Annotated in this window: 19 protein-coding genes; 16 read left to right on the forward strand and 3 right to left on the reverse strand. The window is 53.2% G+C overall.

What is annotated here, in order from left to right; translation table 11 throughout:
* Positions 1–230 precede the first annotated feature (230 nt).
* From guaB to IFO68_RS16880, 3 genes are all read left to right on the forward strand, one after another.
* On the forward strand, positions 231–1697 hold the full coding sequence (gene guaB, locus IFO68_RS16870) for an IMP dehydrogenase (protein WP_192016999.1): 1467 nt from the start codon (positions 231–233) through the stop codon (positions 1695–1697).
* Positions 1698–1807: 110 nt separating this feature from the next.
* Positions 1808–3385: a glutamine-hydrolyzing GMP synthase gene (gene guaA / locus IFO68_RS16875; RefSeq protein ID WP_192017000.1), complete on the forward strand. Its 1578-nt coding sequence runs from the start codon at positions 1808–1810 to the stop codon at positions 3383–3385.
* Between the two features lie 267 nt (positions 3386–3652).
* Positions 3653–5209 carry an AbgT family transporter gene (locus IFO68_RS16880; RefSeq protein ID WP_192017001.1) on the forward strand — a complete coding sequence of 519 codons (1557 nt, stop codon included), beginning with the start codon at positions 3653–3655 and terminating at the stop codon, positions 5207–5209.
* Between the two features lie 109 nt (positions 5210–5318).
* On the opposite strand, the gene IFO68_RS16885 is transcribed toward IFO68_RS16880, so the two are convergent.
* On the reverse strand, positions 5319–6437 hold the full coding sequence (locus IFO68_RS16885; RefSeq protein WP_225445297.1) for an S-(hydroxymethyl)glutathione dehydrogenase/class III alcohol dehydrogenase: 1119 nt from the start codon (positions 6435–6437) through the stop codon (positions 5319–5321).
* A gap of 168 nt (positions 6438–6605) precedes the next feature.
* On the opposite strand from IFO68_RS16885, the gene tadA reads away from it, so the two are divergent.
* Positions 6606–7139, forward strand: coding sequence for a tRNA adenosine(34) deaminase TadA (tadA, locus tag IFO68_RS16890; protein ID WP_192017057.1), 534 nt, complete (start codon positions 6606–6608; stop codon positions 7137–7139).
* 98 nt (positions 7140–7237) lie between these two features.
* On the opposite strand, the gene mltF is transcribed toward tadA, so the two are convergent.
* Positions 7238–8728: a membrane-bound lytic murein transglycosylase MltF gene (gene mltF / locus IFO68_RS16895; protein WP_237028886.1), complete on the reverse strand. Its 1491-nt coding sequence runs from the start codon at positions 8726–8728 to the stop codon at positions 7238–7240.
* A 407-nt stretch (positions 8729–9135) separates the two neighbouring features.
* Between mltF and purL the strand changes: the two genes are divergently transcribed.
* The 3 genes from purL to IFO68_RS16910 all read left to right on the forward strand — a co-directional run bounded on the left by purL (position 9136) and on the right by IFO68_RS16910 (position 14634).
* Positions 9136–13041 (forward strand): phosphoribosylformylglycinamidine synthase, encoded by a 3906-nt coding sequence (gene purL, locus IFO68_RS16900; protein ID WP_192017003.1) that lies wholly within the window; start codon positions 9136–9138, stop codon positions 13039–13041.
* Between the two features lie 221 nt (positions 13042–13262).
* Positions 13263–13601: a nitrogen regulatory protein P-II gene (glnB, locus tag IFO68_RS16905; protein ID WP_027252937.1), complete on the forward strand. Its 339-nt coding sequence runs from the start codon at positions 13263–13265 to the stop codon at positions 13599–13601.
* A gap of 241 nt (positions 13602–13842) precedes the next feature.
* A complete protein-coding gene (locus tag IFO68_RS16910) occupies positions 13843–14634 on the forward strand; it encodes a hypothetical protein (RefSeq protein ID WP_192017004.1) in 792 nt (263 codons plus the stop codon).
* Here the strand turns inward: IFO68_RS16910 and IFO68_RS16915 are convergent, their stop codons facing one another.
* On the reverse strand, positions 14635–15258 hold the full coding sequence (locus IFO68_RS16915; protein ID WP_192017005.1) for a YitT family protein: 624 nt from the start codon (positions 15256–15258) through the stop codon (positions 14635–14637).
* 498 nt (positions 15259–15756) lie between these two features.
* Between IFO68_RS16915 and glyA the strand changes: the two genes are divergently transcribed.
* The 9 genes from glyA (at position 15757) to pgpA (ending at position 23285) form a co-directional block, all read left to right on the forward strand.
* On the forward strand, positions 15757–17007 hold the full coding sequence (glyA, locus tag IFO68_RS16920) for a serine hydroxymethyltransferase (protein WP_192017006.1): 1251 nt from the start codon (positions 15757–15759) through the stop codon (positions 17005–17007).
* A gap of 169 nt (positions 17008–17176) precedes the next feature.
* Positions 17177–17626, forward strand: a complete 450-nt coding sequence (nrdR, locus tag IFO68_RS16925; protein ID WP_027252933.1) for a transcriptional regulator NrdR — start codon at positions 17177–17179, stop codon at positions 17624–17626.
* A gap of 6 nt (positions 17627–17632) precedes the next feature.
* Complete coding sequence (gene ribD, locus IFO68_RS16930; RefSeq protein WP_192017007.1) at positions 17633–18757, forward strand: bifunctional diaminohydroxyphosphoribosylaminopyrimidine deaminase/5-amino-6-(5-phosphoribosylamino)uracil reductase RibD; 1125 nt, start codon at positions 17633–17635, stop codon at positions 18755–18757.
* A gap of 52 nt (positions 18758–18809) precedes the next feature.
* Positions 18810–19472, forward strand: a complete 663-nt coding sequence (locus IFO68_RS16935; RefSeq protein WP_192017008.1) for a riboflavin synthase — start codon at positions 18810–18812, stop codon at positions 19470–19472.
* 59 nt (positions 19473–19531) lie between these two features.
* On the forward strand, positions 19532–20635 hold the full coding sequence (gene ribBA, locus IFO68_RS16940) for a bifunctional 3,4-dihydroxy-2-butanone-4-phosphate synthase/GTP cyclohydrolase II (RefSeq protein WP_192017009.1): 1104 nt from the start codon (positions 19532–19534) through the stop codon (positions 20633–20635).
* A gap of 171 nt (positions 20636–20806) precedes the next feature.
* Positions 20807–21277, forward strand: coding sequence for a 6,7-dimethyl-8-ribityllumazine synthase (gene ribH, locus IFO68_RS16945; protein ID WP_027252929.1), 471 nt, complete (start codon positions 20807–20809; stop codon positions 21275–21277).
* On the forward strand, positions 21277–21747 hold the full coding sequence (gene nusB, locus IFO68_RS16950; RefSeq protein WP_192017010.1) for a transcription antitermination factor NusB: 471 nt from the start codon (positions 21277–21279) through the stop codon (positions 21745–21747). The genes ribH and nusB overlap by 1 nt, the downstream gene beginning before the upstream one ends.
* 71 nt (positions 21748–21818) lie before the next feature.
* Complete coding sequence (thiL, locus tag IFO68_RS16955; RefSeq protein WP_192017011.1) at positions 21819–22796, forward strand: thiamine-phosphate kinase; 978 nt, start codon at positions 21819–21821, stop codon at positions 22794–22796.
* A 3-nt stretch (positions 22797–22799) separates the two neighbouring features.
* A complete protein-coding gene (gene pgpA / locus IFO68_RS16960; RefSeq protein ID WP_192017012.1) occupies positions 22800–23285 on the forward strand; it encodes a phosphatidylglycerophosphatase A in 486 nt (161 codons plus the stop codon).
* Positions 23286–23361: the final 76 nt, after the last annotated feature.

A 23361-nucleotide genomic window follows, 5' to 3' on the forward strand; every position in this document is an offset into this window, starting at 1 on the left:
AGTATCAAATGAATGTAGCCGCAAGGAAGGCTGAAAAGCGTACAGGCGTAGAGAGGCCCTGAACTACGGCCCGCAGCTTGGTCACTTAAACCGGAATATATTACGTATCAACGGAAAAGTGTCAATAAAAAAGATTTAATTTTTTCTAGCCAAACGTTTGCTTCGTACGTATAATTTGTTCGCAATATTTTATCCCTTCTTTAAAACCTTACATGGTGTGAGATATTGCGATGTTACGTATCAAACAAGAAGCTTTGACCTTTGATGATGTCCTGCTAGTTCCGGCACATTCGACTGTTCTTCCTAACACTGCCGATCTGCGCACCCGTCTGACCAAGACCATTACTCTGAATATCCCTATGGTATCTGCCTCCATGGATACAGTAACGGAAGGCCGACTGGCAATTGCGTTGGCCCAGGAAGGGGGAATTGGCTTTATTCACAAGAATATGTCAATTGAGCAACAGGCACGTGAAGTGCGCATGGTGAAGAAATTTGAAGCCGGTGTCGTGCAGGAGCCGGTGACGGTGAAGCCTTACCAAACCATTTCTGATGTGAAACGTCTGACGGAAGAAAACGGCTTTGCCGGTTTCCCTGTTGTAGATGACAACCACGCGCTGGTGGGTATCATTACCGGCCGTGATATCCGTTTCGTGACCGACCTGACACAGAAAGTAGAAAGCGTGATGACCTCGAAAGAGCGTCTTGCTTCTGTGACGGAAGGTGCGTCCCGTGAAGAAGTCGAAGCCGTGATGCAAGCGCATCGCGTCGAGAAAGTACTGGTGGTGAATGACCAGTTCCAGCTTAAAGGCATGATCACTGCCAAAGACTTCCAGAAAGCCGAGCGTAAGCCGAATGCCTGCAAAGATGAGCAGGGTCGTCTGCGTGTGGGTGCTGCCGTTGGCGCAGGTGCCGGTAACGAAGAGCGCGTGAAAGCGCTGGTAGAAGCTGGTGTCGATGTGCTGCTGATTGACTCGTCTCACGGTCACTCTGAAGGTGTACTGCAGCGTATCCGCGAAACCCGTGCGGCTTTCCCTGAGCTGCCGATTGTCGGCGGTAACGTGGCGACGGCAGAAGGTGCGCGTGCCTTGATCGAAGCCGGTGTCAGTGCAGTGAAAGTGGGTATTGGCCCGGGTTCAATCTGTACAACCCGTATCGTGACCGGCGTGGGTGTACCTCAAATTACGGCGATTGCTGATGCAGCGGCTGTCGCTAATGAATATGATATCCCTGTGATTGCCGACGGCGGTATCCGTTTCTCCGGTGACATGTGTAAAGCCATTGCGGCGGGCGCATCCTGCGTTATGGTCGGCTCTATGTTTGCCGGTACCGATGAAGCGCCGGGTGAAGTCGAGTTGTATCAGGGGCGTGCCTACAAGTCATACCGTGGTATGGGCTCTCTGGGTGCGATGTCTAAAGGGTCTTCTGACCGTTACTTCCAGACGGACAATGCGGCTGACAAACTGGTACCTGAAGGTATTGAAGGGCGTGTCGCTTATAAAGGCCACCTGAAAGAAATCGTACACCAGCAAATGGGCGGCCTGCGCTCAAGCATGGGCCTGACCGGCTCACCAACGATTGAAGACCTGCGCACCAAAGCGGAATTTGTCCGTATCTCCGGTGCGGGTATGCAAGAGTCGCACGTTCACGATGTGACTATCACCAAAGAAGCGCCTAACTACCGTATGGGCTCATAACACACGGACTGGACCGGTTGCTGAGGCAGCCGGTCTGCGTTAATCCGACGATTTTTCCTGGGGTGGTGAGCCGCCCCTTTTGATTGCAATTGATATTTGAGACTGCCCGAATGACCACAAATATTCATGATCAACGTATTCTTATCCTGGACTTTGGTTCCCAATACACACAGCTGATCGCACGTCGTATCCGTGAAATCGGCGTGTACTGCGAACTGTGGAGCTGGGATGTGGAAGAGGCGGATATCCGCGATTTCAATCCTAACGGTATTATCCTGTCTGGTGGTCCGGAGAGTGTCGCGGCAGAGAATTCACCTCGCGCCCCTCAGTATGTTTTTGAAGCTGGTGTGCCTGTTCTGGGTGTGTGTTACGGCATGCAGACCATGGCTGAGCAACTGGGCGGAAAAGTGGCCGGTTCCCACGTGCGTGAGTTTGGTTATGCGCAGGTTGAAGTGATTGAGCCAACGGCGCTGCTGAAAAATATTGAAGACGCTGTGGCAGAAGACGGTAACGCCCTGCTGGACGTCTGGATGAGCCACGGTGACAAAGTAGTCGAAATCCCTGCTGATTTCGTGAAAGTCGCCGCCACTGAGACCTGCCCGTACGCCGCGATGGCGAACGAAGAGAAACACTTCTACGGTGTGCAGTTCCACCCGGAAGTGACTCATACCCGTCAGGGTCTGCGTCTGCTGGAAAACTTTGTTCTCAACATCTGTGGCTGTGAGAAGCTGTGGACGCCATCTACCATCATTGAGGATGCCATTGCCCGCATCAAGGATCAGGTAGGTGACGATGAAGTGATTCTGGGCCTGTCCGGCGGTGTTGATTCATCGGTTGTGGCTATGTTGATCCACCGTGCTATCGGCGACAAGCTGACCTGTGTGTTTGTTGATAACGGTCTGCTGCGTCTGAACGAAGGTGAGCAGGTGATGGAAATGTTCGGCGATCATTTTGGTCTGAACATTGTGCATGTCAAAGCAGAACAGCGTTTCCTGTCGGCTCTGGCCGGTGAAGCGGATCCGGAAGCCAAGCGTAAGATCATCGGTCACGTGTTCGTTGATGTGTTCGATGAAGAATCGAAGAAGCTGCAAAACGCCAAGTGGCTGGCTCAGGGCACTATCTACCCTGATGTGATCGAATCTGCGGCGTCTAAAACCGGCAAAGCACATGTCATCAAGTCGCACCACAACGTAGGTGGCCTGCCGGAAGATATGGCTATGGGTCTGGTTGAGCCGCTCAAAGAGCTGTTCAAAGACGAAGTGCGTAAGATTGGTCTGGAACTGGGTCTGCCGTACAACATGCTGTACCGTCACCCGTTCCCTGGACCAGGTCTGGGTGTGCGTGTGCTGGGCGAAGTGAAGAAAGAATACTGTGACCTGCTGCGCCGTGCGGATGCCATCTTCATTGAAGAACTGCATAAAGCCGACCTGTACAACAAGGTTTCTCAGGCCTTCACTGTCTTCCTGCCGGTTCGTTCTGTCGGTGTAATGGGCGATGGCCGTAAGTACGACTGGGTGGTATCGCTGCGCGCGGTAGAAACCATCGACTTCATGACAGCCCACTGGGCACACCTGCCATACGACTTCCTGGGTAAGGTATCCAACCGCATCATCAACGAAGTGGACGGTATCTCCCGCGTGGTTTACGACATCTCCGGTAAACCACCAGCGACGATTGAGTGGGAATAATTTCCTTATTCAAATACAGTCATAATTATTGAAGAAAGGCGCCTGCAAGGCGCCTTTTTCTTTTTCCTGTCATCAGGAATACCTTAAGACTTATTGCGGTTTAACAAACTTTATATAAATCACCGTTTGGTTATTTATTCTGATTGTTTGATTTTTTTGTTAATTTTTATGCTTCTCTATTAATTATTAATGGTTTTACTGACTTGCATTGATGGGGTAGTCTTTAGCGATTTTTATACTCATTCGATTTAATAAGGAAGTACGACTATGAGTGAAGCCTTGAGTCCTGGCCAAAAATCGCGGGGCATTATCGCGTTCATTGAACGCGCCGGGCAGAAAATCCCCGATCCTGTGGTGATTTTCATGTTCTTGTTCGCCGTTGTGCTGGTGCTGACCAGCCTGATTGGCGGTATGCAGTTTGACGTGATGGGGGCTGACGGCGGTGCAGTCACACACAGTATTAAGAATATGCTGGATACTGAGCATGTCCGTTGGCTGTTCGATAATGCATTGCTGCAGAACTGGCTGGCGTTTGGGCGCGGTGTGCTGGGCGTGATTCTGATTGTGATGCTGGCGGTGGGCATTGCAGAACATTCCGGATTACTGGCCGCGCTGATCAAGAAAGTCGGCCTGCACATCAGTGATCGCTGGCTGCCTTATATGGTCGTGTTCCTGGGCATCATGTCATCCGTTGCCAGCGATGCCGGTTATCTGGTGCTGATCCCGCTGGCTGGCCTTTTGTATGCCGGGTTGGGCAAGAACCCTTTGATTGGTATGGCCGCGGCATTTGCCGGTGTGTCGGCGGGTTTTAGTGCGAACTTGATCCCCGCAACACCTTCTGATGTCATCCTGGGTGTCAATGCCCGTATTTTTGCCGAATCGCAGGGTGTTCCATTTACCACGGCCAGCGGTGAGCCACTTAACCCTGCCACCATGCATTATTACTTTATCGTTGTCTCGACGATTATACTGACCCTGGTTGGCGCCTGGGTGACCAAACGTTTTGTGGCCCCGCGCTTGTCTGCCATGAGCTATGAGTTGCCGGATGATCTCAAACTGGATGATTTCAAACTGACGACGCAAGAGCAAAAAGGGTTGCGGATGGCGGGATTGGGGCTGCTTGCGGCTCTGCTGGGTATTTATCTGCTGGTGACAGGCCCGCTGGCTCCCTATACCAATGCTGCTGGCCGGGAAATTACGCCATACCTGGACAATGTCATTCTGCTGATTTCGTTTGTGTTTGTTGTGGTGGGCCTTTGTTATGGGGTGACTACCCGCAAGTTCACATCGCTGCAGGATGTGGTCAAAGCCATGGTCAAGCAAATGAATACCATGGGCTATATTCTGGTGCTGACTTTCTTCTGCTATAACTTTTTGGCTATGCTCAGTTACTCCGGCCTTGGCACTTACGTGACCTATCTGGGCGCGACCTTCTTAGGCTCGCTGGGACTGCAGTCATTCCCGGTTGCGCTGATTATCGGTTTTATCCTGACCACGGCCTTCATCAACCTGTTTGTGGGCGGCATGACGTCGAAATGGATGCTGTTGGGGCCGATCTTTGTGCCCATGCTGTATCAGGTGAACCCGAATATGACCCCTGATTTGGTGACCGCCGCTTACCGTGTTGCCGATTCTTCAACCAATATTATTACCCCTATGATGACCTATGCCGGTGTTGTGCTGGCCTTTATGCGCAAATATAAACCTGAACTGAAATTCGGGGATGTGATTAGCATGATGGTGCCTTACTCGGCGGCTTTCCTGCTGATGTGGACAGTTGTGCTGGTGATCTTCTTTGCCTTCGGTCTGCCCCTGGGTTTCTGATCAGGCACAAGTGCCCGTCAGATACTACAGCGCCCGGTACCTGCCGGGCGCTGTGCGATAAAACATTTGTTGTCACTGACATTGTCCAGCTTCATACCATGGTCCCGGTTCAGTAGTGAATCACAGAACGTATACTCTTACCCTGATGCATCAGTTCAAAGGCCTGGTTGATATCATCCAGCGGCATGGTATGTGTGATGAAATCGTGCAGCTGAAATTCACCCTGAAGGTAACGCTCCACGATGTCGGGCAATTGGGTACGGCCTTTAACGCCGCCAAAGGCGGTGCCGCGCCAGACCCGTCCGGTGACCAGCTGAAATGGCCGGGTGGAGATTTCCTGACCCGCACCGGCAACGCCTATGATAACCGACTCTCCCCAGCCCTTGTGGCAGCACTCCAGTGCTGAGCGCATGACGTTGACATTGCCGATACACTCAAAAGAAAAATCGACGCCGCCATCTGTCATGTCAACGATGACCTCCTGGATAGGCTTGTCGTGATCCTTGGGATTCACACAGTCGGTGGCGCCCAGCTTTTTAGCCAGAGCGAACTTATGCTCATTGATATCAATACCAATAATGCGGGATGCCCCGGCCATGGTGGCGCCTATGATGGCGGACAGGCCAATGCCACCTAAGCCGAAAATGGCGACAGTATTGCCTTTATGCACTTTCGCTGTATTGAGCACGGCCCCCATTCCGGTTGTGACCCCGCAGCCGAGCAGGCAGATTTCTTCCAGCGGGGCGGCCGGATTCACTTTCGCCACTGAAATTTCAGGCAGCACAGTGTATTCAGAGAAGGTTGAGCAGCCCATGTAGTGATAAATCGGCTCGCCATTGAGGGAGAAACGTGTGGTGCCGTCTGGCATCAGCCCTCTGCCCTGAGTGTCGCGAATTTTCTGACACAGATTGGTTTTGCCCGACAGACAGAATTTACATTCTCCGCATTCCGGGGTGTAGAGAGGAATAACATGGTCGCCCACTTGTACTGTGGTGACCCCGGCACCGATTTTCTCAACAATGCCGCCCCCTTCGTGGCCGAGAATGGCGGGGAAGATCCCTTCCGGATCCTCTCCCGACAGGGTAAATGCATCGGTATGGCAGACGCCTGAGGCGACGATACGCACCAGTACCTCACCGGCTTTGGGGAGCTGGACATCGACGTCTTCTATGGTCAGGGGCTGATTCGGTCCCCAGGCAATGGCGGCCCGGGATTTAATAGTGTCCATGATGGTGGTCTCTCAGCAGCGGTAACTATTCATATAAAGTAGGAGAGATTTAGCCATTGTGCCCACTGCGGGGCGGGTCGCTGTCATCATGACGCTTAGGCACTGGAGAGGAGGCGGCGCTTGGCTTATAATCCTCCGCCCAAACCTTGTGAGATCAGAGACCCCGTGGTGAGTGACATCAACAGTCAGGATGAATTTTTTATGCGGCGTGCCATTGAACTGGCAAGCCTGGCTGAAGCCGAAGGTGAAGTTCCTGTCGGCGCCGTTGCTGTACTCAATGGCCGGGTGATCGGTGAAGGCTGGAACCGTTCCATCGGTCAGCATGATGCCACGGCACACGCAGAAATCATGGCGTTGCGTCAGGCCGGAAAAGTATGCAGCAATTACCGCCTGCTGGATGTGGTGCTGTATGTCACCCTGGAACCTTGCCCTATGTGCGCAGCGGCCATGGTGCACAGCCGCATCGGCCGGGTCGTTTTCGGCGCGTCGGATCCGAAAACCGGGGCCGCGGGCAGTGTGATGAACCTGCTCAGTTATTCAGGGGTGAATCACCATGTGGCGTTTCAGGGCGGGGTGCTGGATGCTGAGTGTCGCCAGCAGCTGCAGGCCTTTTTTAAACGCCGCCGTGCCGAGAAAAAAGCCCTGAGGCAGCAGGCCGATCAGGCCCCTGCAACTCAGGACAGCCACAAAAAAGACCAGTAAAAAACGGGTGACAATGCCTGCCACCCGTTTACTTCGTTCTGTCACTCCCTGTTACGGCAGTGACGCGCCTTTCCCCGAAAGATCTGCCGCTGAAAGGATCAGCGGCTCACGCTTTTGTTAGCTTTGGTTTTATCCAGCACCTCATCCAGCGTCTGTTCGGCGGTGTCGCTAACTGTATTATTTGCGTTGCCTTTCTGCTCGGCCGGGGTAATTGTCTGCCAGTCATCAACCAGACGGATCCCCTCGCTGTTCACCGGCTGACTGTGCGCCTGCTCGTAGCCTATGATGCTCTGATAGTAGCGACGGATGTTTTCCACATACAGCAGCGCTTCATCGCCACGGGCATATCCATAGCGGGTTTGCCGGTAGTATTTACGTTGCCGTAGCAGCGGCAGCCGCTGTTTGACATCGCTCCAGGCATCCGGGTTGCCGCCTTGCTTTTTGGTCAGGCGGCGGGCATCCATCATATGGCCGAAGCCGACATTATAAGAGGCCAGGGCAAACCACACCTTTTCATGCTCTTCAATGCTGTCGGGCACGCGGGCGACCATCTTTCTCAGGTAATCCGTACCGCCGCGGATACTCTGCTCCGGATCCAACCGGTTCTGGACCCCGACGGATTTGGCCGTCGGCAGTGTCAGCATCATCATGCCGCGCACCCCTGTGGGCGAAACGGCTCTGGGGTTCCAGTGCGATTCCTGATAAGAGAGCGCTGCCAGCAATCGCCAGTCAAATTCGCTGGCGTACTTCTTGAATGTGCCTTCCCAGCGAGGGAGCTTAGTTTCCAGCGCCCTTAAAAAGGCGCGCGTATCGACATAATCGAACTGATCAACATGGCCGAAATACTTTTCTTCCAGCTTGGCGAGTTCACCGCTTTGTTTCAGTTCACCGAAAAACTCAATCAGCAGCGCATAAAGGCTATCGTCATTGCTCTGTTCCATGAACCAGCCGATGGGTTCGTCATCTGTCAGCTCAAGGGCCACAGCAATATCGGGGTGGATACGCTGGCTGAGGGCGACATCAACTGAATCTGCGACGGTATAGTCCAGCTCACCGGCGGCGACCTGGCGCAGCAGCTCCTCGCTGTCAATTTCATCAATGGTCTGCCACACCAGGGTCGGGTGGTCTTTCTTGACAACATCCAGCGTTTTCTCATGACTGGAGTCGCGGACTATGGTCAGAGACCCCTTGTTCTGAGACAGATCGGCAAGATCACGCGGCCGCCATTGACCCTTCTTGTACACCAGGATCTGGCTGGCATAGTAATAGGCCGGCGCAGCCCGGAACATGCGTACTCGCTCCGGCGTCATGGTCAGGCCGGCAGCAAGCAGATCGACATCGCCCCGTTTCAATGCCGGAAACAGGCCGGATAAGGAGAACAAAGGCTGCATTTCCAGCTTTACCCCCAGTTTGTCTGCGAAGCGCTGCGCAAGGTCATAATCCAGCCCGGTAGGGCCGTCCGGACCTATATAGTAGGAAATCTGGTTATTCAGCGTGCCAATGCGCAAAACGCCACTGTCGCGTATCCGTTCCAGCTCAGTGCGGGTGTCGCTTTCCCACTGACAGCCAGATAATGTCAATGCTGTCAGTAGTATGGCGACAAAGGCGCGGAGATTAGTGGAAAAAACTACTCGTCTCAATAATGCATGCTCATTTTTTTATTCAGTCGTTCTTTATACCAAAGGTCGCATTCAGGACAAAGCCGACCCCCTTTGATCTTATCCGGCGGTCTGGATTTAGGTGAAAAAATGTCCGATTTTGGGCTGGTAGTCAAAGATCGCTGTGGATATCAGCCGGATTGAAAAAAAATAGCGCAAACGGTTGCGTCAGGTGTTACGTCACACTGTGTTTTCCCTTATACTATCGCCCATCGTAATTTTTCCTCCCGGACAAGTGAGAAAAAAGGGCGCTGAACAAGGTGACATTGACGTGATTCCCGGCTGGGGAGCAGGCCAATATCACCTTCATTCAACTGCTAATCGAGAGTCGTACGCACATGGAAATTTTGCGTGGTTCACCCGCACTGTCTGAGTTTCGTGTCAACAAGCTGCTAGCGCGTTGCCAAGAGTCCGGTCTGCCTGTCACCGGCATCTACGCCGAATACATGCACTTTGCTGAGCTGGCATCGCCGCTTAACAGCGAAGCGCTGGGTACGCTGACCAGCCTGCTCACCTATGGCCCTACGATTGCCGAACATGAACCTACGGGTAGCTTGTTCCTGATCACTCCGCGTCCCGGCACCATTTCTCCCTGGTCTTCCAAAGCAACAGATATCGCCCATAACTGCGGTCTGGAGCAAATCAAACGCCTTGAGCGCGGCACGGCATATTATGTCGAAACCGACGCAGCGCTGAGCCAAGACCAGCTGTCTGTGCTTAAAGGGCTGCTGCATGATCGTATGATGGAAGTCGTCTTTGACGATGTTGCTCAGGCTGAAGCCCTGTTCCGTCATGCCGAACCGGCACCGCTGCAGAGCGTGGATATCCTGGCCGGCGGTCGCCGCGCGCTGGAAGAAGCCAATATCGCACTGGGCCTGGCACTGGCCGAGGACGAAATTGATTATCTGGTTGAGAACTTTACCAAGCTGGGTCGCAACCCGAACGACATTGAGCTGATGATGTTTGCCCAGGCAAACTCTGAGCACTGCCGTCATAAAATCTTTAACGCTGACTGGACTATCGACGGTGTCGATCAGGAAAAGTCACTGTTCAAGATGATCAAAAATACCTATGAGCAGAACAGCGAGTATGTGCTGTCGGCCTATAAAGATAACGCCGCTGTGATGACCGGCTCTGAGGTAGGGCGTTTCTTCCCGGATGCGGAAAACCGCCAGTACAACTACCATCAGGAAGCGGCGCACATCCTGATGAAAGTAGAAACCCACAACCACCCGACGGCGATTTCACCCTGGCCGGGTGCATCGACCGGTTCTGGCGGTGAAATTCGAGATGAAGGCGCAACAGGGATCGGCGGTAAACCCAAAGCCGGTCTGGTGGGCTTTACTGTCTCTAACCTGCGTGTGCCGGGTTTTGAGCAGCCGTGGGAAACGGATTTTGGTAAGCCTGGTCGTATCGTGACTGCGCTGGATATCATGCTGGAAGGCCCGCTCGGTGGCGCGGCATTCAATAACGAGTTCGGCCGTCCTAACCTGCTGGGTTACTTCCGGACTTATGAAGAAAAAGTCACTTCCCATAATGGCGAAGAAATTCGCGGTTACCACAAGCCGATTATGATTGCTGGTGGTATGGGTAACATCCGTGAAGATCATGTTCAGAAGAAAGAGATTCCGGTTGGCGCCAAGCTGATCGTGCTGGGTGGCCCGGCAATGAATATCGGTCTGGGCGGCGGCGCGGCATCTTCCATGGCATCCGGCCAGTCGGCGGAAAATCTGGATTTTGCCTCGGTACAGCGTGAAAACCCGGAAATGGAACGCCGTTGTCAGGAAGTGATCGACCGTTGCTGGCAGCTGGGTGATGACAACCCGATTGCCTTTATCCACGATGTCGGCGCGGGCGGTATCTCCAATGCCTTGCCTGAGCTGGTGAACGATGGCGAGCGCGGCGGTAAGTTCCAGCTGCGTGATGTTCCTAACGACGAACCAGGCATGAGCCCGCTGGAAATCTGGTGTAATGAATCCCAGGAGCGTTACGTTATGGCGGTTGCCCCTGAGCATATGGCTGTCTTTGATGCTATCTGTCAGCGTGAGCGTGCACCGTATGCTGTGGTGGGCGAAGCAACGGAAGAGCGTCATCTGACTCTGGATGACAGTCATTTTGATAACACGCCAATCGACATGCCGCTGGACATTCTGCTGGGCAAGCCACCTAAAATGCACCGTGATGTGACCACACAGAAGGTGCAGGGCAGTGCGATTAACCGTGACGGGATTGAACTGGCAGAAGCGAGCCATCGCGTATTGCGTCTGCCAGCCGTTGCCGAGAAAACCTTCCTGATCACCATTGGCGATCGCACGGTGACCGGTCTGGTTGCCCGTGATCAGATGGTCGGTCCCTGGCAGGTGCCGGTTGCCAACTGTGCGGTCACCGCAGCCAGTTATGACACCTACCATGGCGAAGCCATGTCTATGGGTGAGCGTACCCCTGTGGCTCTGCTGGACTTTGCCGCTTCTTCCCGCCTGGCTGTCGGTGAAGCGCTCACTAACATTGCCAGTGCCGATATCGGCGATCTGAAGCGGATTAAACTGTCGGCCAACTGGATGTCACCAGCCGGTCACCCGGGTGAAGATGCCGGTCTGTACGAAGCCGTTAAAGCGGTGGGCGAGGAGTTGTGTCCGGCGCTGGGCCTGACCATTCCGGTGGGTAAAGACTCCATGTCGATGAAGACCAAGTGGCAGGAGAACGGCGAAGAGAAAGAAGTTACTTCTCCGCTGTCCCTGGTGATCACGGCCTTTGGTCGCGTGGAAGATGTGCGTAAAACCGTAACCCCACAGCTGCGTACCGACCAAGGCGACTCCAGCCTGATCCTGATCGATCTCGGCTGCGGTAAGAACCGTCTGGGTGCGACAGCACTGGCACAGGTCTACAAACAACTGGGTGATAAGCCTGCGGACGTTGACAGCCCTGAACTGCTGAAAGGTTTCTTCCACGCAGTACAAAAGCTGGTGCGGGACGAAAAACTGCTGGCGTACCATGACCGTGGCGACGGCGGCCTGTATGTGACGCTGGCTGAAATGGCTTTTGCCGGTCATACCGGTGTTGAAGTGGATATCAACACCACAGACGGCGACAGTTGTGACGATGTACTGGCTATGCTGTTCAACGAGGAGCTGGGGGCAGTCCTGCAAGTGCGGACTGATGATCTGGCACTGGTTGAAAACGAGCTGGCGAAGTACGGTCTGGCATCGTGCAGCCATGTGATAGGCACTGTGGTTGACGAAGACGCAGTCCGTATCTGGAACGGGAACGATCTGGTGCTGGATCAAAACCGCACTGAGCTGCGCGCTATCTGGGCGGAAACCACCTATCAGATGCAGGCGATGCGTGATAATCCTGCTGGCGCTGTGCAGGAATTTGAGGCTAAGAAAGACAGCCAGGATCCGGGTCTGAGTGCTTCGCTGAGCTTTGATATCAACGAAGATGTGGCCGCGCCATTTATCGCTACCGGTGCCCGTCCTAAGATGGCCATTCTGCGTGAGCAGGGTGTGAACTCCCACGTTGAGATGGCAGCAGCCTTCGATCGTGCTGGTTTCGATGCCCGCGATGTTCACATGAGTGACATTCTGTCCGGGCGTGTGGAACTGGATGGCTTTAATGGTCTGGTAGCCTGTGGCGGTTTCTCGTACGGTGACGTACTGGGTGCCGGTGAAGGCTGGGCCAAGTCTGTGCTGTTTAATAACATGGCCCGTGATCAGTTTGAGCGTTTCTTCCACCGTGACAGCACCTTCGCATTGGGCGTGTGTAACGGTTGTCAGATGATGTCTAATCTGCGCGACCTGATCCCGGGAGCTGAGCTGTGGCCGCGTTTCGTGCGCAATGAGTCGGAGCGTTTTGAAGCCCGTTTCAGCCTGGTAGAAGTGCAGCAGAGCGATTCACTGTTCCTGAACGGCATGGCCGGTTCGCGTATGCCAATTGCAGTGTCGCACGGTGAAGGTCGCGTGGAAGTGCGTAATGCTGAGCATCTGTCTGCGATAGAGCAGTCAGGAACGGTTGCGCTGCGTTTCCTTGATAACTACGGCAATGTCACGCAGAACTATCCGGCCAACCCGAATGGTTCCCCTAACGGCATTACCGGCCTGACAACCCAGGATGGCCGGGTGACTATCATGATGCCTCACCCGGAGCGTGTGTTCCGTACTGTGGCTAACTCCTGGCATCCTGATGACTGGAACGAAAACAGCCCTTGGATGCGTATGTTCCGTAATGCGCGCGTCAATCTGGGCTAATCTTTCACAGCCTGATGTCTGACTGGCTGATGATAGGAAAACCGCTGCATTTCGCAGCGGTTTTTTTCTGCGCTGACAGCAGGCGCCAGCGAATCAGAAAATGGTGTAAGTTTATAGGGAGCCGTTGAGTTTTCTATGAAAAATCGGTGATAATGGGGCCTTTCCGGCGTCGAAAACGGTCCCTGTTTAATCGACCCCCGCTGAGCAAAGGATATTGTGATATGAAAAAAATCGAAGCCATTATAAAGCCATTCAAGTTGGATGATGTGCGTGAGGCCCTGGCAGAGGTGGGGATCACGGGTATGACAGTATCCGAAGTGAAAGGTTTCGGTCGTCAGAAAGGCCATACTGAACTGTACCGCGGTGCGGAATACATGGTGGATTTTCTGCCTAAAGTGAAACTGGAAATCGTGGTGACCGATGATGTGGCCGAGCAATGTGTCGACACCATCATCGAAACGGCCCAAACCGGTAAGATCGGCGACGGTAAAATTTTCATGTTTGATATTGAACGTGTTGTCCGTATCCGTACCGGTGAAGAAGACGAAGACGCGATCTGATTGCTCTGTAACGAATTGTTTTCGCAAACATTATGCTACTCCTTGCAGCCTCGGCCTTGTGCCGGGGCTGTGCTTTATGGAGCCATCTCTGATTCTCGATCTGATTATTTAATATCCAGTTTTCCCTGCCGCATTGATGCCTTAGCCAATCTGATTTTGCCTGTTTGCTGACGTTGCCTGTATCTGACGTTGAAAACAGTCTGATCATCCTTCTGTTTCAGTGTCTTCAAGGAGAGTCATCATGAAGCACGTGTCTTTGTCCACTTGCGGCGGGCTTGCCATTTCGGTGCTGACGACGGCAGTCGCGGTACTGATCGCATCGCCACTACTGACAAATAACCTGAGTGTTAACCCTAACGGATTTATCGCTGCCGCTATCAAAGAGCACCGGGAGATCCTGTCACTCTGGCCCTTGCTGGCGGCGGCCGCTGTGCTGGTTCAGGGCGTGAGCCTCTGGCTACTGACAAGAAGCCCGCTCACCGGAAAATGCCTGAGTTTGCTGACAACCTTCGTTCTGTTTCCCTTTGGCCTGTACTTCCATATTTGTTATCTGGCAGATTGTAAGCGCTGGGAGCTGCGGCTGTTGCAGGAAGTCAAACCCGAGCTGAAACCTGAGTATCCGCAGTTTGGTTTTTGCGATGAAGACCCGTTAGCTTTCGGTCTGTGCGGCATAGGTATCCTGACCATGATAGTCGGTATTCCCTTTGGCGGACTGGCTGTAGTGGCGGGCGTGGTGATTTTTGTCCGCAACCTGGCCGGTAAAAAGAAAACCGCCCTGATGGTGACCCCTCAGGCATTATTTATTACGCCTAACCCCTGGCTGGGCTGCTATCGGGTGCCTTATACCCAGGTGTCTGCCGTGGCGGTTGTTAAAAACCAGCTTAGAATTCAGATCGATATTGAAGCAGGAAAGACAATTACGGTGCCGGTGAACATCAATGTGCTGGACCGGGATTTACGCCGCCAGGCGAGGGGAATATTACTCGATAAACTGGCCCATGCCGGACTGTTGCATGAGCCAGTTGCCGTGTGATCAGTCTGCGGTTTTAGCCATGGCCTTGCCGTCGTTGTAGCGGCCAGGTTTGTGGTTCATGGCCAGTACCAGATTGAGCATCACGGCACCGAGCAGTGACAGCATCAGAATGGTGGGTGTCATCAGGACATAGGAACAGAGCAGAATACTGATATCGATACCCATCTGAAGCTTACCGGCTGACACCCCGAATTTCTCCTGCAGATACAGCACCAGTACGTTAAATCCGCCCAGGCTGGTGTTATGCCTGAACAGGATCAGCATACCCAGTCCCATCAGCATCCCTCCCATCACGGCGCAGTACACAGGATCAAACTGACTGATCTCAACAAAGTGATGCAGGTTATCTGTAATCACAGACACTAATGCGCCGCAGCAAATACTGGACAGTGCGAAACGGCGGTTCATCCGGCACCAGGCCATGATGTAAAACGGAATGTTCATAACGAAATACAGCTGGCCGAAACTGAAATCAACAAAATGGGTAAGCAAAAGTGCTAAGCCAGTTGTACCACCTGTCAGTAAGTGGGCTTGCTGTAAGAAAAAAACGCCTTGCGCGACGATGAATGTACCAGTAAGAATAGCGATTAGGTTTTCTTTGCGAGAGTGACCGCGGTGTTTCAATCTGTACCTCCAAAATGGTTCCTTTACAGCCTGCCAGTCGGGGTGGCCTTGATGCTGAAAGGTAATGCGCGCGATATGATATAGAGTGAAAATAAAAAAAGAATAGTGTGATCTAACTTAAAGAAAAACCACCCGTAATGAATTCTTTACTGTTTTGTAAATTGTTATTTTCGCTTCATGGTTGCAATCACGGTTTCTCTGTCATGTTTTTAATGGAAACCGGTGACAAGGTGAAATAAATTCATCTTCCAGATGAAAAAAACGAACAAAAAAACCGGTTAAAAAACCAGAAAAGGGCTACCTGTAGAGAAGCAAATTCGCTAAAATGCGGCTTAATCTTCCGGTGTGACGAAAACGTTTGCGTCGCCGTGGTTACTGGGGTTGTGTTTTTTGTCTGAATGAGGAAAAATGCCAATTATCCCGCGTTGACCTAAGTGTCTGGCCTTGTCTGATACTTAGGTCAACGAATTTGAGAACTATCTGAGTCAGGAGAGACTGATGCTAAAGCGTGACATGAATATTGCTGATTATGACGCAGAACTATTTGCGGCCATCCAGGAAGAGACTGCCCGTCAGGAAGAGCACATTGAGCTGATTGCTTCTGAAAACTACACCAGCCCGCGTGTAATGGAAGCACAGGGTTCACAGCTGACCAACAAGTATGCAGAAGGCTACCCGGGCAAGCGCTATTACGGCGGCTGCGAGTATGTTGATAAAGCCGAGCAACTGGCTATTGACCGTGCCTGCCAGCTGTTTGGTGCCGAATATGCCAACGTTCAGCCGCATTCAGGCTCTCAGGCCAACAGCGCTGTATACATGGCACTGCTCAATGCCGGCGATACCGTTCTGGGCATGAGCCTGGCACACGGCGGTCACCTGACGCACGGTTCACCGGTTAACTTTTCCGGTAAGCTGTACAACGTGATTCCTTACGGCATTGATGAAGCCGGCCAGATCGACTACGCAGAAGTTGAAGCGCTGGCACTGGAACACAAGCCGAAAATGATCATCGGTGGTTTCTCCGCTTACTCGCAAATCGTTGACTGGAAGCGGATGCGTGAAATCGCAGACAAAGCCGGCGCTTATTTCTTCGTGGATATGGCGCACGTAGCCGGTCTGATTGCAGCAGGTGTTTACCCTAACCCTGTGCCGCATGCGCACGTGGTCACCACCACAACGCACAAAACACTGGCCGGTCCTCGCGGCGGTTTGATCTTGTCAAACGCGGGTGAAGATCTGTATAAGAAACTGAACTCTGCGGTATTCCCTGGTGGTCAGGGCGGCCCTCTGATGCACGTGATTGCAGCCAAAGCCGTGGCGTTCAAAGAGGCGATGGAGCCAGAGTTCCAGGCGTATCAGCAACGTGTGGTGGATAACGCGAAAGCCATGGTCAGCCAGTTCCTGGAGCGCGGTTACAAAATCGTTTCCGGTGGCACCGAAAACCACCTGTTCCTGGTTGATCTGATTGACAAGAACATCACAGGTAAAGACGCCGATGCAGCACTGGGTGCGGCCAACATCACGGTCAACAAGAACAGTGTTCCGAATGACCCGCGCAGCCCGTTTGTGACTTCCGGTATCCGTATCGGTACACCAGCAATTACCCGCCGTGGCTTCAACACTGAAGATGCCAAAGAACTGGCGAACTGGATTTGCGATGTGCTGGACAATATCGATAACCCCGCGGTTATCGAAGCGACCAAAGCCAAAGTGCTGGAAATCTGCCAGCGCCTGCCGGTTTACGCATAAGCCAGCACAATGGGTGTCACTAAACACCATTAAAGACCGATCCGCTCTTGGGTCTATCTTGTTCAACGGCATCCCTGGGATGCCGTTTTTGTTGATAAAAATAATGGGCTAAGTCCTCGCATAGCGGTTGATTTGGGGTACACTGAGGCGACGAAATTGAGGAGGCAAGATGCATTGTCCGTTTTGTGGTGCCAATGACACCAAAGTAATCGATTCCCGTCTGGTCGCTGATGGACATCAGGTTCGCCGACGTCGTCAGTGTCTGGCGTGCAGTGAACGTTATACGACGTTCGAAACCGCTGAGCTGGTGATGCCGCATGTCATCAAAACCAATGGCAGCCGCGAGCCGTTTAACGAAGAGAAACTGCGCGGCGGTATAGAACGTGCGCTTGAAAAGCGGCCTGTCAGCGCTGATGACATTGAACGCGCCATCAACACTATCAAATCTCGTCTGCGTGCAACGGGTGAGCGGGAAGTGAAATCAGACATGATTGGTAATCTGGTCATGGATGCCCTGATTGAGCTGGATAAAGTGGCTTACATCCGGTTTGCCTCTGTCTACCGTTCATTTGACGATCTCCGCGAGTTTGGCGAAGCCATAGCTAAACTGGAAAAATAAACCAAGATGTTTACGCCTACTGATCACGCCATGATGCGCCGAGCCGTTAGCCTTGCCCGGCGTGGCCGTTTCACGACCGCCCCGAATCCGAATGTGGGCTGCGTCATCGCCAAAGATAACGACATTATTGGCGAAGGTTATCATTACCGCGCGGGCCAGCCGCACGCCGAAGTGTTTGCATTACGTGCCGCTGGCGAGCAGGCCAAAGGGGCGACGGCCTATGTCACCCTAGAGCCTTGTTCCCATTACGGCCGTACACCGCCCTGTGCCGAAGCCCTGATAGCAGCGGGCGTTTCCCGGGTTGTCTGCGCCATGGTTGACCCTAATCCGAAGGTGGCGGGACGCGGTGTTGAGATGCTCAAACAAGCTGGCATTGCCGTTGAGACGGGTCTGCTTGAAGCCGATGCACTGTCATTGAATCCCGGTTTTATCAAGCGAATGAAAACCGGCCTGCCTTATGTTCAGCTAAAACTGGCGGCCAGCCTGGATGGTAAAACCGCGCTGGCAAACGGTGTCAGCCAGTGGATAACCGGCTCTCAGGCTCGTGCTGATGTGCAGCGTTTTCGCGCCCAGGCGGGTGCGATTCTGTCAACCAGCTCAACGGTACTCGCCGATGACCCGTCCTTGAATGTGCGCTGGCAGGAATTAGGGGCAGCCGTCCAGTCTGACTATCCGGAATCTGAGGTACGCCAGCCGGTACGGGTGATTACTGACAGCCAGAACCGCTTGTTGCCGTCACAGCGTTTATTCGCGTTACCGGGAAAAGTGCTGCTGGCCAGAACACAAACTGATGAAGCACTATGGCCGGAACAGGTGCGGCAGTTACTGGTGCCTGCTCAGCCGGACGGTCAGCTAGACTTAACAGCACTGATGAAAGCGCTGGCAGCGGAAGATATTAACCATATTTGGGTAGAGGCCGGTGCGAGTCTGGCCGGGGCCCTGCTCAATGCCGGGCTGGTGGACGAATTCATTCTTTATCAGGCACCCAAACTCATGGGCAGCCATGGTCGCAGCCTGATAGATCTGACACAATTCACGGCTATGTCTCAGGTACCGGATGTGACGCTGAGCGATGTGCGCATGGTTGGTGCCGATATTCGGATCCGTGGCACTATAGCTCACCCTGCGTAACAGAATACGTCTGTGTATGGCATCGACAGGTGCCGGGTAAGGAAAAATTAGAATGTTTACAGGTATTATTGAGGCCGTAGGTACGATTACGGCCATCACGCCAACCGGACAAGATGTGTCCGTGACTGTCGACAGCGGCAAGCTGGATTTAGCGGATGTCAAACTGGGCGACAGCATAGCGACCAATGGTGTGTGTCTGACCGTGGTGAAACTGACCGGCAAAGGCTATGTCGCCGATCTGTCACTGGAAACCCTGAACCGCACGGCCTTTACCGATTACAGCCCGGGTCAGCGGGTCAACCTGGAAAAAGCCATGTTGCCGACCACCCGTTTTGGCGGCCATATGGTTTCCGGCCACGTTGATAATGTCGGGGAGATCATTTCCCGCACTCAGACCGGGCGGGCGATTGAGTTTTGGATCAAAGCACCGGATACCCTGGCCCGCTACATTGCTGAGAAAGGATCGGTGGCGATTGACGGGATCAGCCTGACAGTGAATGCCGTCCGCGGGGCGGAATTCAAATTGACGATTGTGCCTCACACGGCATCGGAAACCACTATGGAACACTTTAAGCCAGGCCGTAAAGTGAATCTTGAAGTGGACGTGATTGCCCGTTACCTGGAGCGTTTGATGCTGGGAGAGAAAGCGGCTGAGTCTGAGCCATCGTCTGAACTCAGTATGGCGCTGCTGGCCCGTAGCGGGTTTCTGGGCTGATGATGCAGCCTGAGCAAGATTAAGTACTACGACAATCATTTGGGTAGAGGGAATACAACATGGCGTTGAGTAGCGCGAAGGACATCATTGAAGATATACGTCAGGGTAAGCTGGTTATCCTGATGGATGACGAAGACAGGGAAAATGAAGGCGATCTGATCATTGCCGCGGAAAAAATTACCCCTGAAGCGATCAACTTTATGGCGACTCACGGTCGCGGCCTGATCTGTCTGACACTGACGCAGGCCCGCTGTCAGCAGCTGAAACTGCCACTGATGGTGCAGGATAACGCGGAACAGTTCAGTACCAATTTCACCGTATCGATAGAAGCTGCCAGCGGCGTGACCACAGGGATCTCCGCAGCGGATCGTGCCCGTACTGTGCAGGCTGCGGTGGCCCAGAATGCGTCTCCTGCCGATATTGTCATGCCTGGTCATATTTTCCCTCTGATGGCGCAGGAAGGCGGGGTGCTTGCCCGCGCAGGCCATACTGAAGCGGGTTGTGACATCGCCCGTCTGGCAGGTCTTGAGCCATCCAGTGTGATTGTTGAGATCCTCAACCCGGATGGCACCATGGCACGACGCCCGGATCTGGAAGTGTTTGCCGCCGAGCACGGCCTAAAGCTGGGGACGATCGCCGATTTAATCGAATACCGTAACAATAACGAAACCACGATTGAGCGTGTGGCCGAATGCAGTCTGCCAACGGAATTTGGCGATTTCGATCTGATCACCTATCGCGATACTATCGACAACCAAATTCACCATGCCTTGCGTAAAGGGGACGTAAACCCATCGAATCCGACGCTGGTTCGCGTTCACCTGCAGGACACCTTCAAAGATATCCTGCATTCCGGGGCGTCGCAGTGGACTTTGCCGATGGCCATGCAGCGTATCGCTGAGGAAGGCGGTGTGATGGTGATTCTCAATCGCCATGAAACCCAGGAAGGCATTATCACCAAAGTGAAGAATCTGGCAGCCCAGGCCGATGGTCAGCCTGGTGTGAAACTGAATCCGAAGAACCCGTCACGTCAGGTGGGTGTCGGCTCGCAGATCCTGGCGGATTTAGGTGTTGGCAAAATGCGTCTGCTGTCGTCCAGCAATCAGCGCTATCACTCACTGTCCGGTTTCGGACTGGAAGTGGTGGAATATATTTGCGATTAAGGTCTGTTGACCCTAACGCACTGTTTTTATTAATCCCTAATCCGGAATAGAGATCGCATAACGCTGCCGGGAGAGCCTTGACAGTGAAGTCAATTGGTATCATGTATAAATTGTGATAGACTCCCGCGGTTTCTCAATCCGGAAAGAAAAGACATAGTCACAGGAAGGCCCATGAAGGTAATCGAAGGCGCCATTGCGGCACCCAACGCAAAAATTGCTATTGTTATCAGTCGCTTCAACAGTTTCATCAATGACAGCCTGCTGGCGGGTGCGCTGGACGCACTCAAACGTCAGGGACAGGTAAGCGACGACAACATTACCGTTGTTCGTTGTCCTGGTGCTTATGAGCTGCCTCTGGTCGCCCAGCAAGTTGCTAAAAGCGATCGCTACGATGCTATCGTGGCACTGGGTTCTGTGATCCGCGGCGGTACTCCGCATTTCGAGTATGTTGCCGGTGAATGTAATAAAGGTCTGGCTCAGGTGGCTCTGGAGTACAACACTCCGGTTTCATTTGGTGTTCTGACTGTAGACACAATTGAACAAGCCATCGAGCGTGCCGGTACCAAGGCTGGTAATAAAGGGGCAGAGGCTGCACTCAGCGCGCTTGAGATGGTAAATGTCCTGTCCCAAATTGAATCCTAATGGGGGTTAGAGTGAAACCAGCCGCACGTCGTAACGCACGACACTTTGCCGTCCAGGCCATTTATTCCTGGCAAATCACCAAAGAAAATGCTGCCGATATCGAGCTGCATTTTCTGTCTGGCGAACAGTTTGAAGAAGAAGCTCATCGGGCTGATGCTCCTGTACTGGCAGCACCGCACACTGATGTTGAGTACTTCCGTGACTTGTTCACCGGAGTGGTGCTGAACTATCAGGAACTGGACAGCAAGATGCGTCCCTATCTGTCACGTCCTTTGCAGGATCTGGACCAGATGGAACTGGCGCTACTGCGTCTGGCCTTGTACGAAATCATGAAGCGTGAAGACGTACCGTACAAAGTTGTGATTAATGAAGCGATTGAGCTGGCGAAAATCTTCGGTGCCGAAGACAGCCATAAATTCGTAAACGGTGTGCTGGATAAGCTGGCCCCGGTTTTACGTAAAAAAGCATAATCGCTTCGATGCGAACTGAGGCCAGCTCTGCTGGCCTTTTTTCTGAGTTTCAGCAACCGACTTGACCTCTTATGGCTAGTAATGAATTTGATTTGATAGCCCGTTATTTTGCCCGCCAGCCGGTCCAGCGCCGGGATGTGGTGCTGGCCATCGGTGACGACTGCGCCTTGCTTGAGGCACCTGCAGGTAGCCACCTTGCGGTCAGCACGGACTCACTGGTTTGCGGTAACCATTTCCTGCCCGGTATGGATCCCGCGCTGCTGGCTAAAAAAGCCCTGGCTGCGAACTTAAGTGATTTAGCGGCCATGGGTGCCACGCCTGCCTGGGTATCTCTGGCGCTGACCCTGCCGGAAGCCGACGAAGCCTGGTTAGCCCGGTTCTGTGATGGCTTTTTTGAGATGGCCGATTACTATCAGGTACAGCTGATTGGCGGGGATACCACCAAAGGCCCGCTGAGCCTGACACTGACCATTCAGGGATTTGTGCCTCACGGGCAAGCGCTGACGCGGCACGGGGCAGGTTCCGGGGACTGGATTTATGTCACTGGCTGTCTTGGCGACAGTGCGGCAGGGCTGGCGGTGTTGCTGGAGCAGGCAAAGCATATTGATGCTGCATTAGCTGAACATCTTCTTAATCGCCACTATCAACCTCAGCCGCGGGTGCTGGCCGGTCAGGCATTACGGGGCATTGCCTCTTCGGCACTGGATATATCCGATGGTCTGATTGCTGATCTGGGCCATATCCTTAACCGCTCTCAGGTGGGGGCGGTGATTGATGCAGACAGCCTGCCATTGTCACCCGAGCTGGTGGCATTTTGTGGCGGAGACAGGGATGCGGCCATCAAGATGGCGCTGACAAGCGGCGAGGAGTACGAGCTGTGCTTCACCGTGCCAGCCCATAACCGTGGTACCTTGGATGTTGCTCTGTCTCATGCCGGGGTGAAAGCAACCTGTATTGGCCAGATCCGGCCCGGCAGCAATGTTGTACTTGAGCGAAACGGGCTGCAATTGGACTGGCAGCTGCGTGGATACGATCATTTTTCGGGGTAAGTAGTGCGAGATCCCAAACTTTATATCAAATTAAGTAATCCCTGGCATTTTCTGGCCACGGGATTTGGCAGCGGTTTGTCTCCTGTGATTCCGGGAACTGTCGGTACACTGGCATCTGTCCCGCTCTATTACTTGCTGGCTCAGTTACCTTATGCAGCTTATATCGGCATTACGCTGGCAGCGGCAGTGATTGGGGTGCTGATTTGTCGTAATACCGCCCAGGATATGGGCGTGCATGACCACGGCAGCATAGTGTGGGATGAGTTTGTCGGCTTCTGGATCACCATGGCTGTTGCCCCGCCTATGAGTCTGCCCTGGGTCGTCAGCGGTTTTATCTTATTTCGCTTTTTCGACATGGTAAAACCCTGGCCGATCAGCTGGCTGGATAAAAATGTCCACGGCGGGCTGGGTATCATGATAGATGACATCCTCGCTGGTTTTATGGCTATGATCACCCTGTGGGGCGTGGGCCACTGGATGGGCTGGTAGCCGCGAATCACAGCAGGTAAAACCCTCAAACCGTGCAAGCTGCACGGTTTTTTTTGTCCAATTTTTAACCCAACTT

This window comes from Photobacterium arenosum (genome assembly GCF_014841115.1).
Classification (GTDB): domain Bacteria; phylum Pseudomonadota; class Gammaproteobacteria; order Enterobacterales; family Vibrionaceae; genus Photobacterium; species Photobacterium arenosum.

What these genes read in the sequence shown, in the direction of transcription:
- guaB (WP_192016999.1), top strand. Translation starts at nt 231, where the DNA reads ATGTTACGTATCAAACAAGAAGCTTTGACCTTTGATGATGTCCTGCTA.
- guaA (WP_192017000.1), top strand. Translation starts at nt 1,808, where the DNA reads ATGACCACAAATATTCATGATCAACGTATTCTTATCCTGGACTTTGGT.
- IFO68_RS16880 (WP_192017001.1), top strand. Translation starts at nt 3,653, where the DNA reads ATGAGTGAAGCCTTGAGTCCTGGCCAAAAATCGCGGGGCATTATCGCG.
- IFO68_RS16885 (WP_225445297.1), bottom strand. Translation starts at nt 6,437, where the DNA reads ATGGACACTATTAAATCCCGGGCCGCCATTGCCTGGGGACCGAATCAG.
- purL (WP_192017003.1), top strand. Translation starts at nt 9,136, where the DNA reads ATGGAAATTTTGCGTGGTTCACCCGCACTGTCTGAGTTTCGTGTCAAC.
- glnB (WP_027252937.1), top strand. Translation starts at nt 13,263, where the DNA reads ATGAAAAAAATCGAAGCCATTATAAAGCCATTCAAGTTGGATGATGTG.
- IFO68_RS16910 (WP_192017004.1), top strand. Translation starts at nt 13,843, where the DNA reads ATGAAGCACGTGTCTTTGTCCACTTGCGGCGGGCTTGCCATTTCGGTG.
- glyA (WP_192017006.1), top strand. Translation starts at nt 15,757, where the DNA reads ATGCTAAAGCGTGACATGAATATTGCTGATTATGACGCAGAACTATTT.
- nrdR (WP_027252933.1), top strand. Translation starts at nt 17,177, where the DNA reads ATGCATTGTCCGTTTTGTGGTGCCAATGACACCAAAGTAATCGATTCC.
- ribD (WP_192017007.1), top strand. Translation starts at nt 17,633, where the DNA reads ATGTTTACGCCTACTGATCACGCCATGATGCGCCGAGCCGTTAGCCTT.
- IFO68_RS16935 (WP_192017008.1), top strand. Translation starts at nt 18,810, where the DNA reads ATGTTTACAGGTATTATTGAGGCCGTAGGTACGATTACGGCCATCACG.
- ribBA (WP_192017009.1), top strand. Translation starts at nt 19,532, where the DNA reads ATGGCGTTGAGTAGCGCGAAGGACATCATTGAAGATATACGTCAGGGT.
- ribH (WP_027252929.1), top strand. Translation starts at nt 20,807, where the DNA reads ATGAAGGTAATCGAAGGCGCCATTGCGGCACCCAACGCAAAAATTGCT.
- nusB (WP_192017010.1), top strand. Translation starts at nt 21,277, where the DNA reads ATGGGGGTTAGAGTGAAACCAGCCGCACGTCGTAACGCACGACACTTT.
- thiL (WP_192017011.1), top strand. Translation starts at nt 21,819, where the DNA reads ATGGCTAGTAATGAATTTGATTTGATAGCCCGTTATTTTGCCCGCCAG.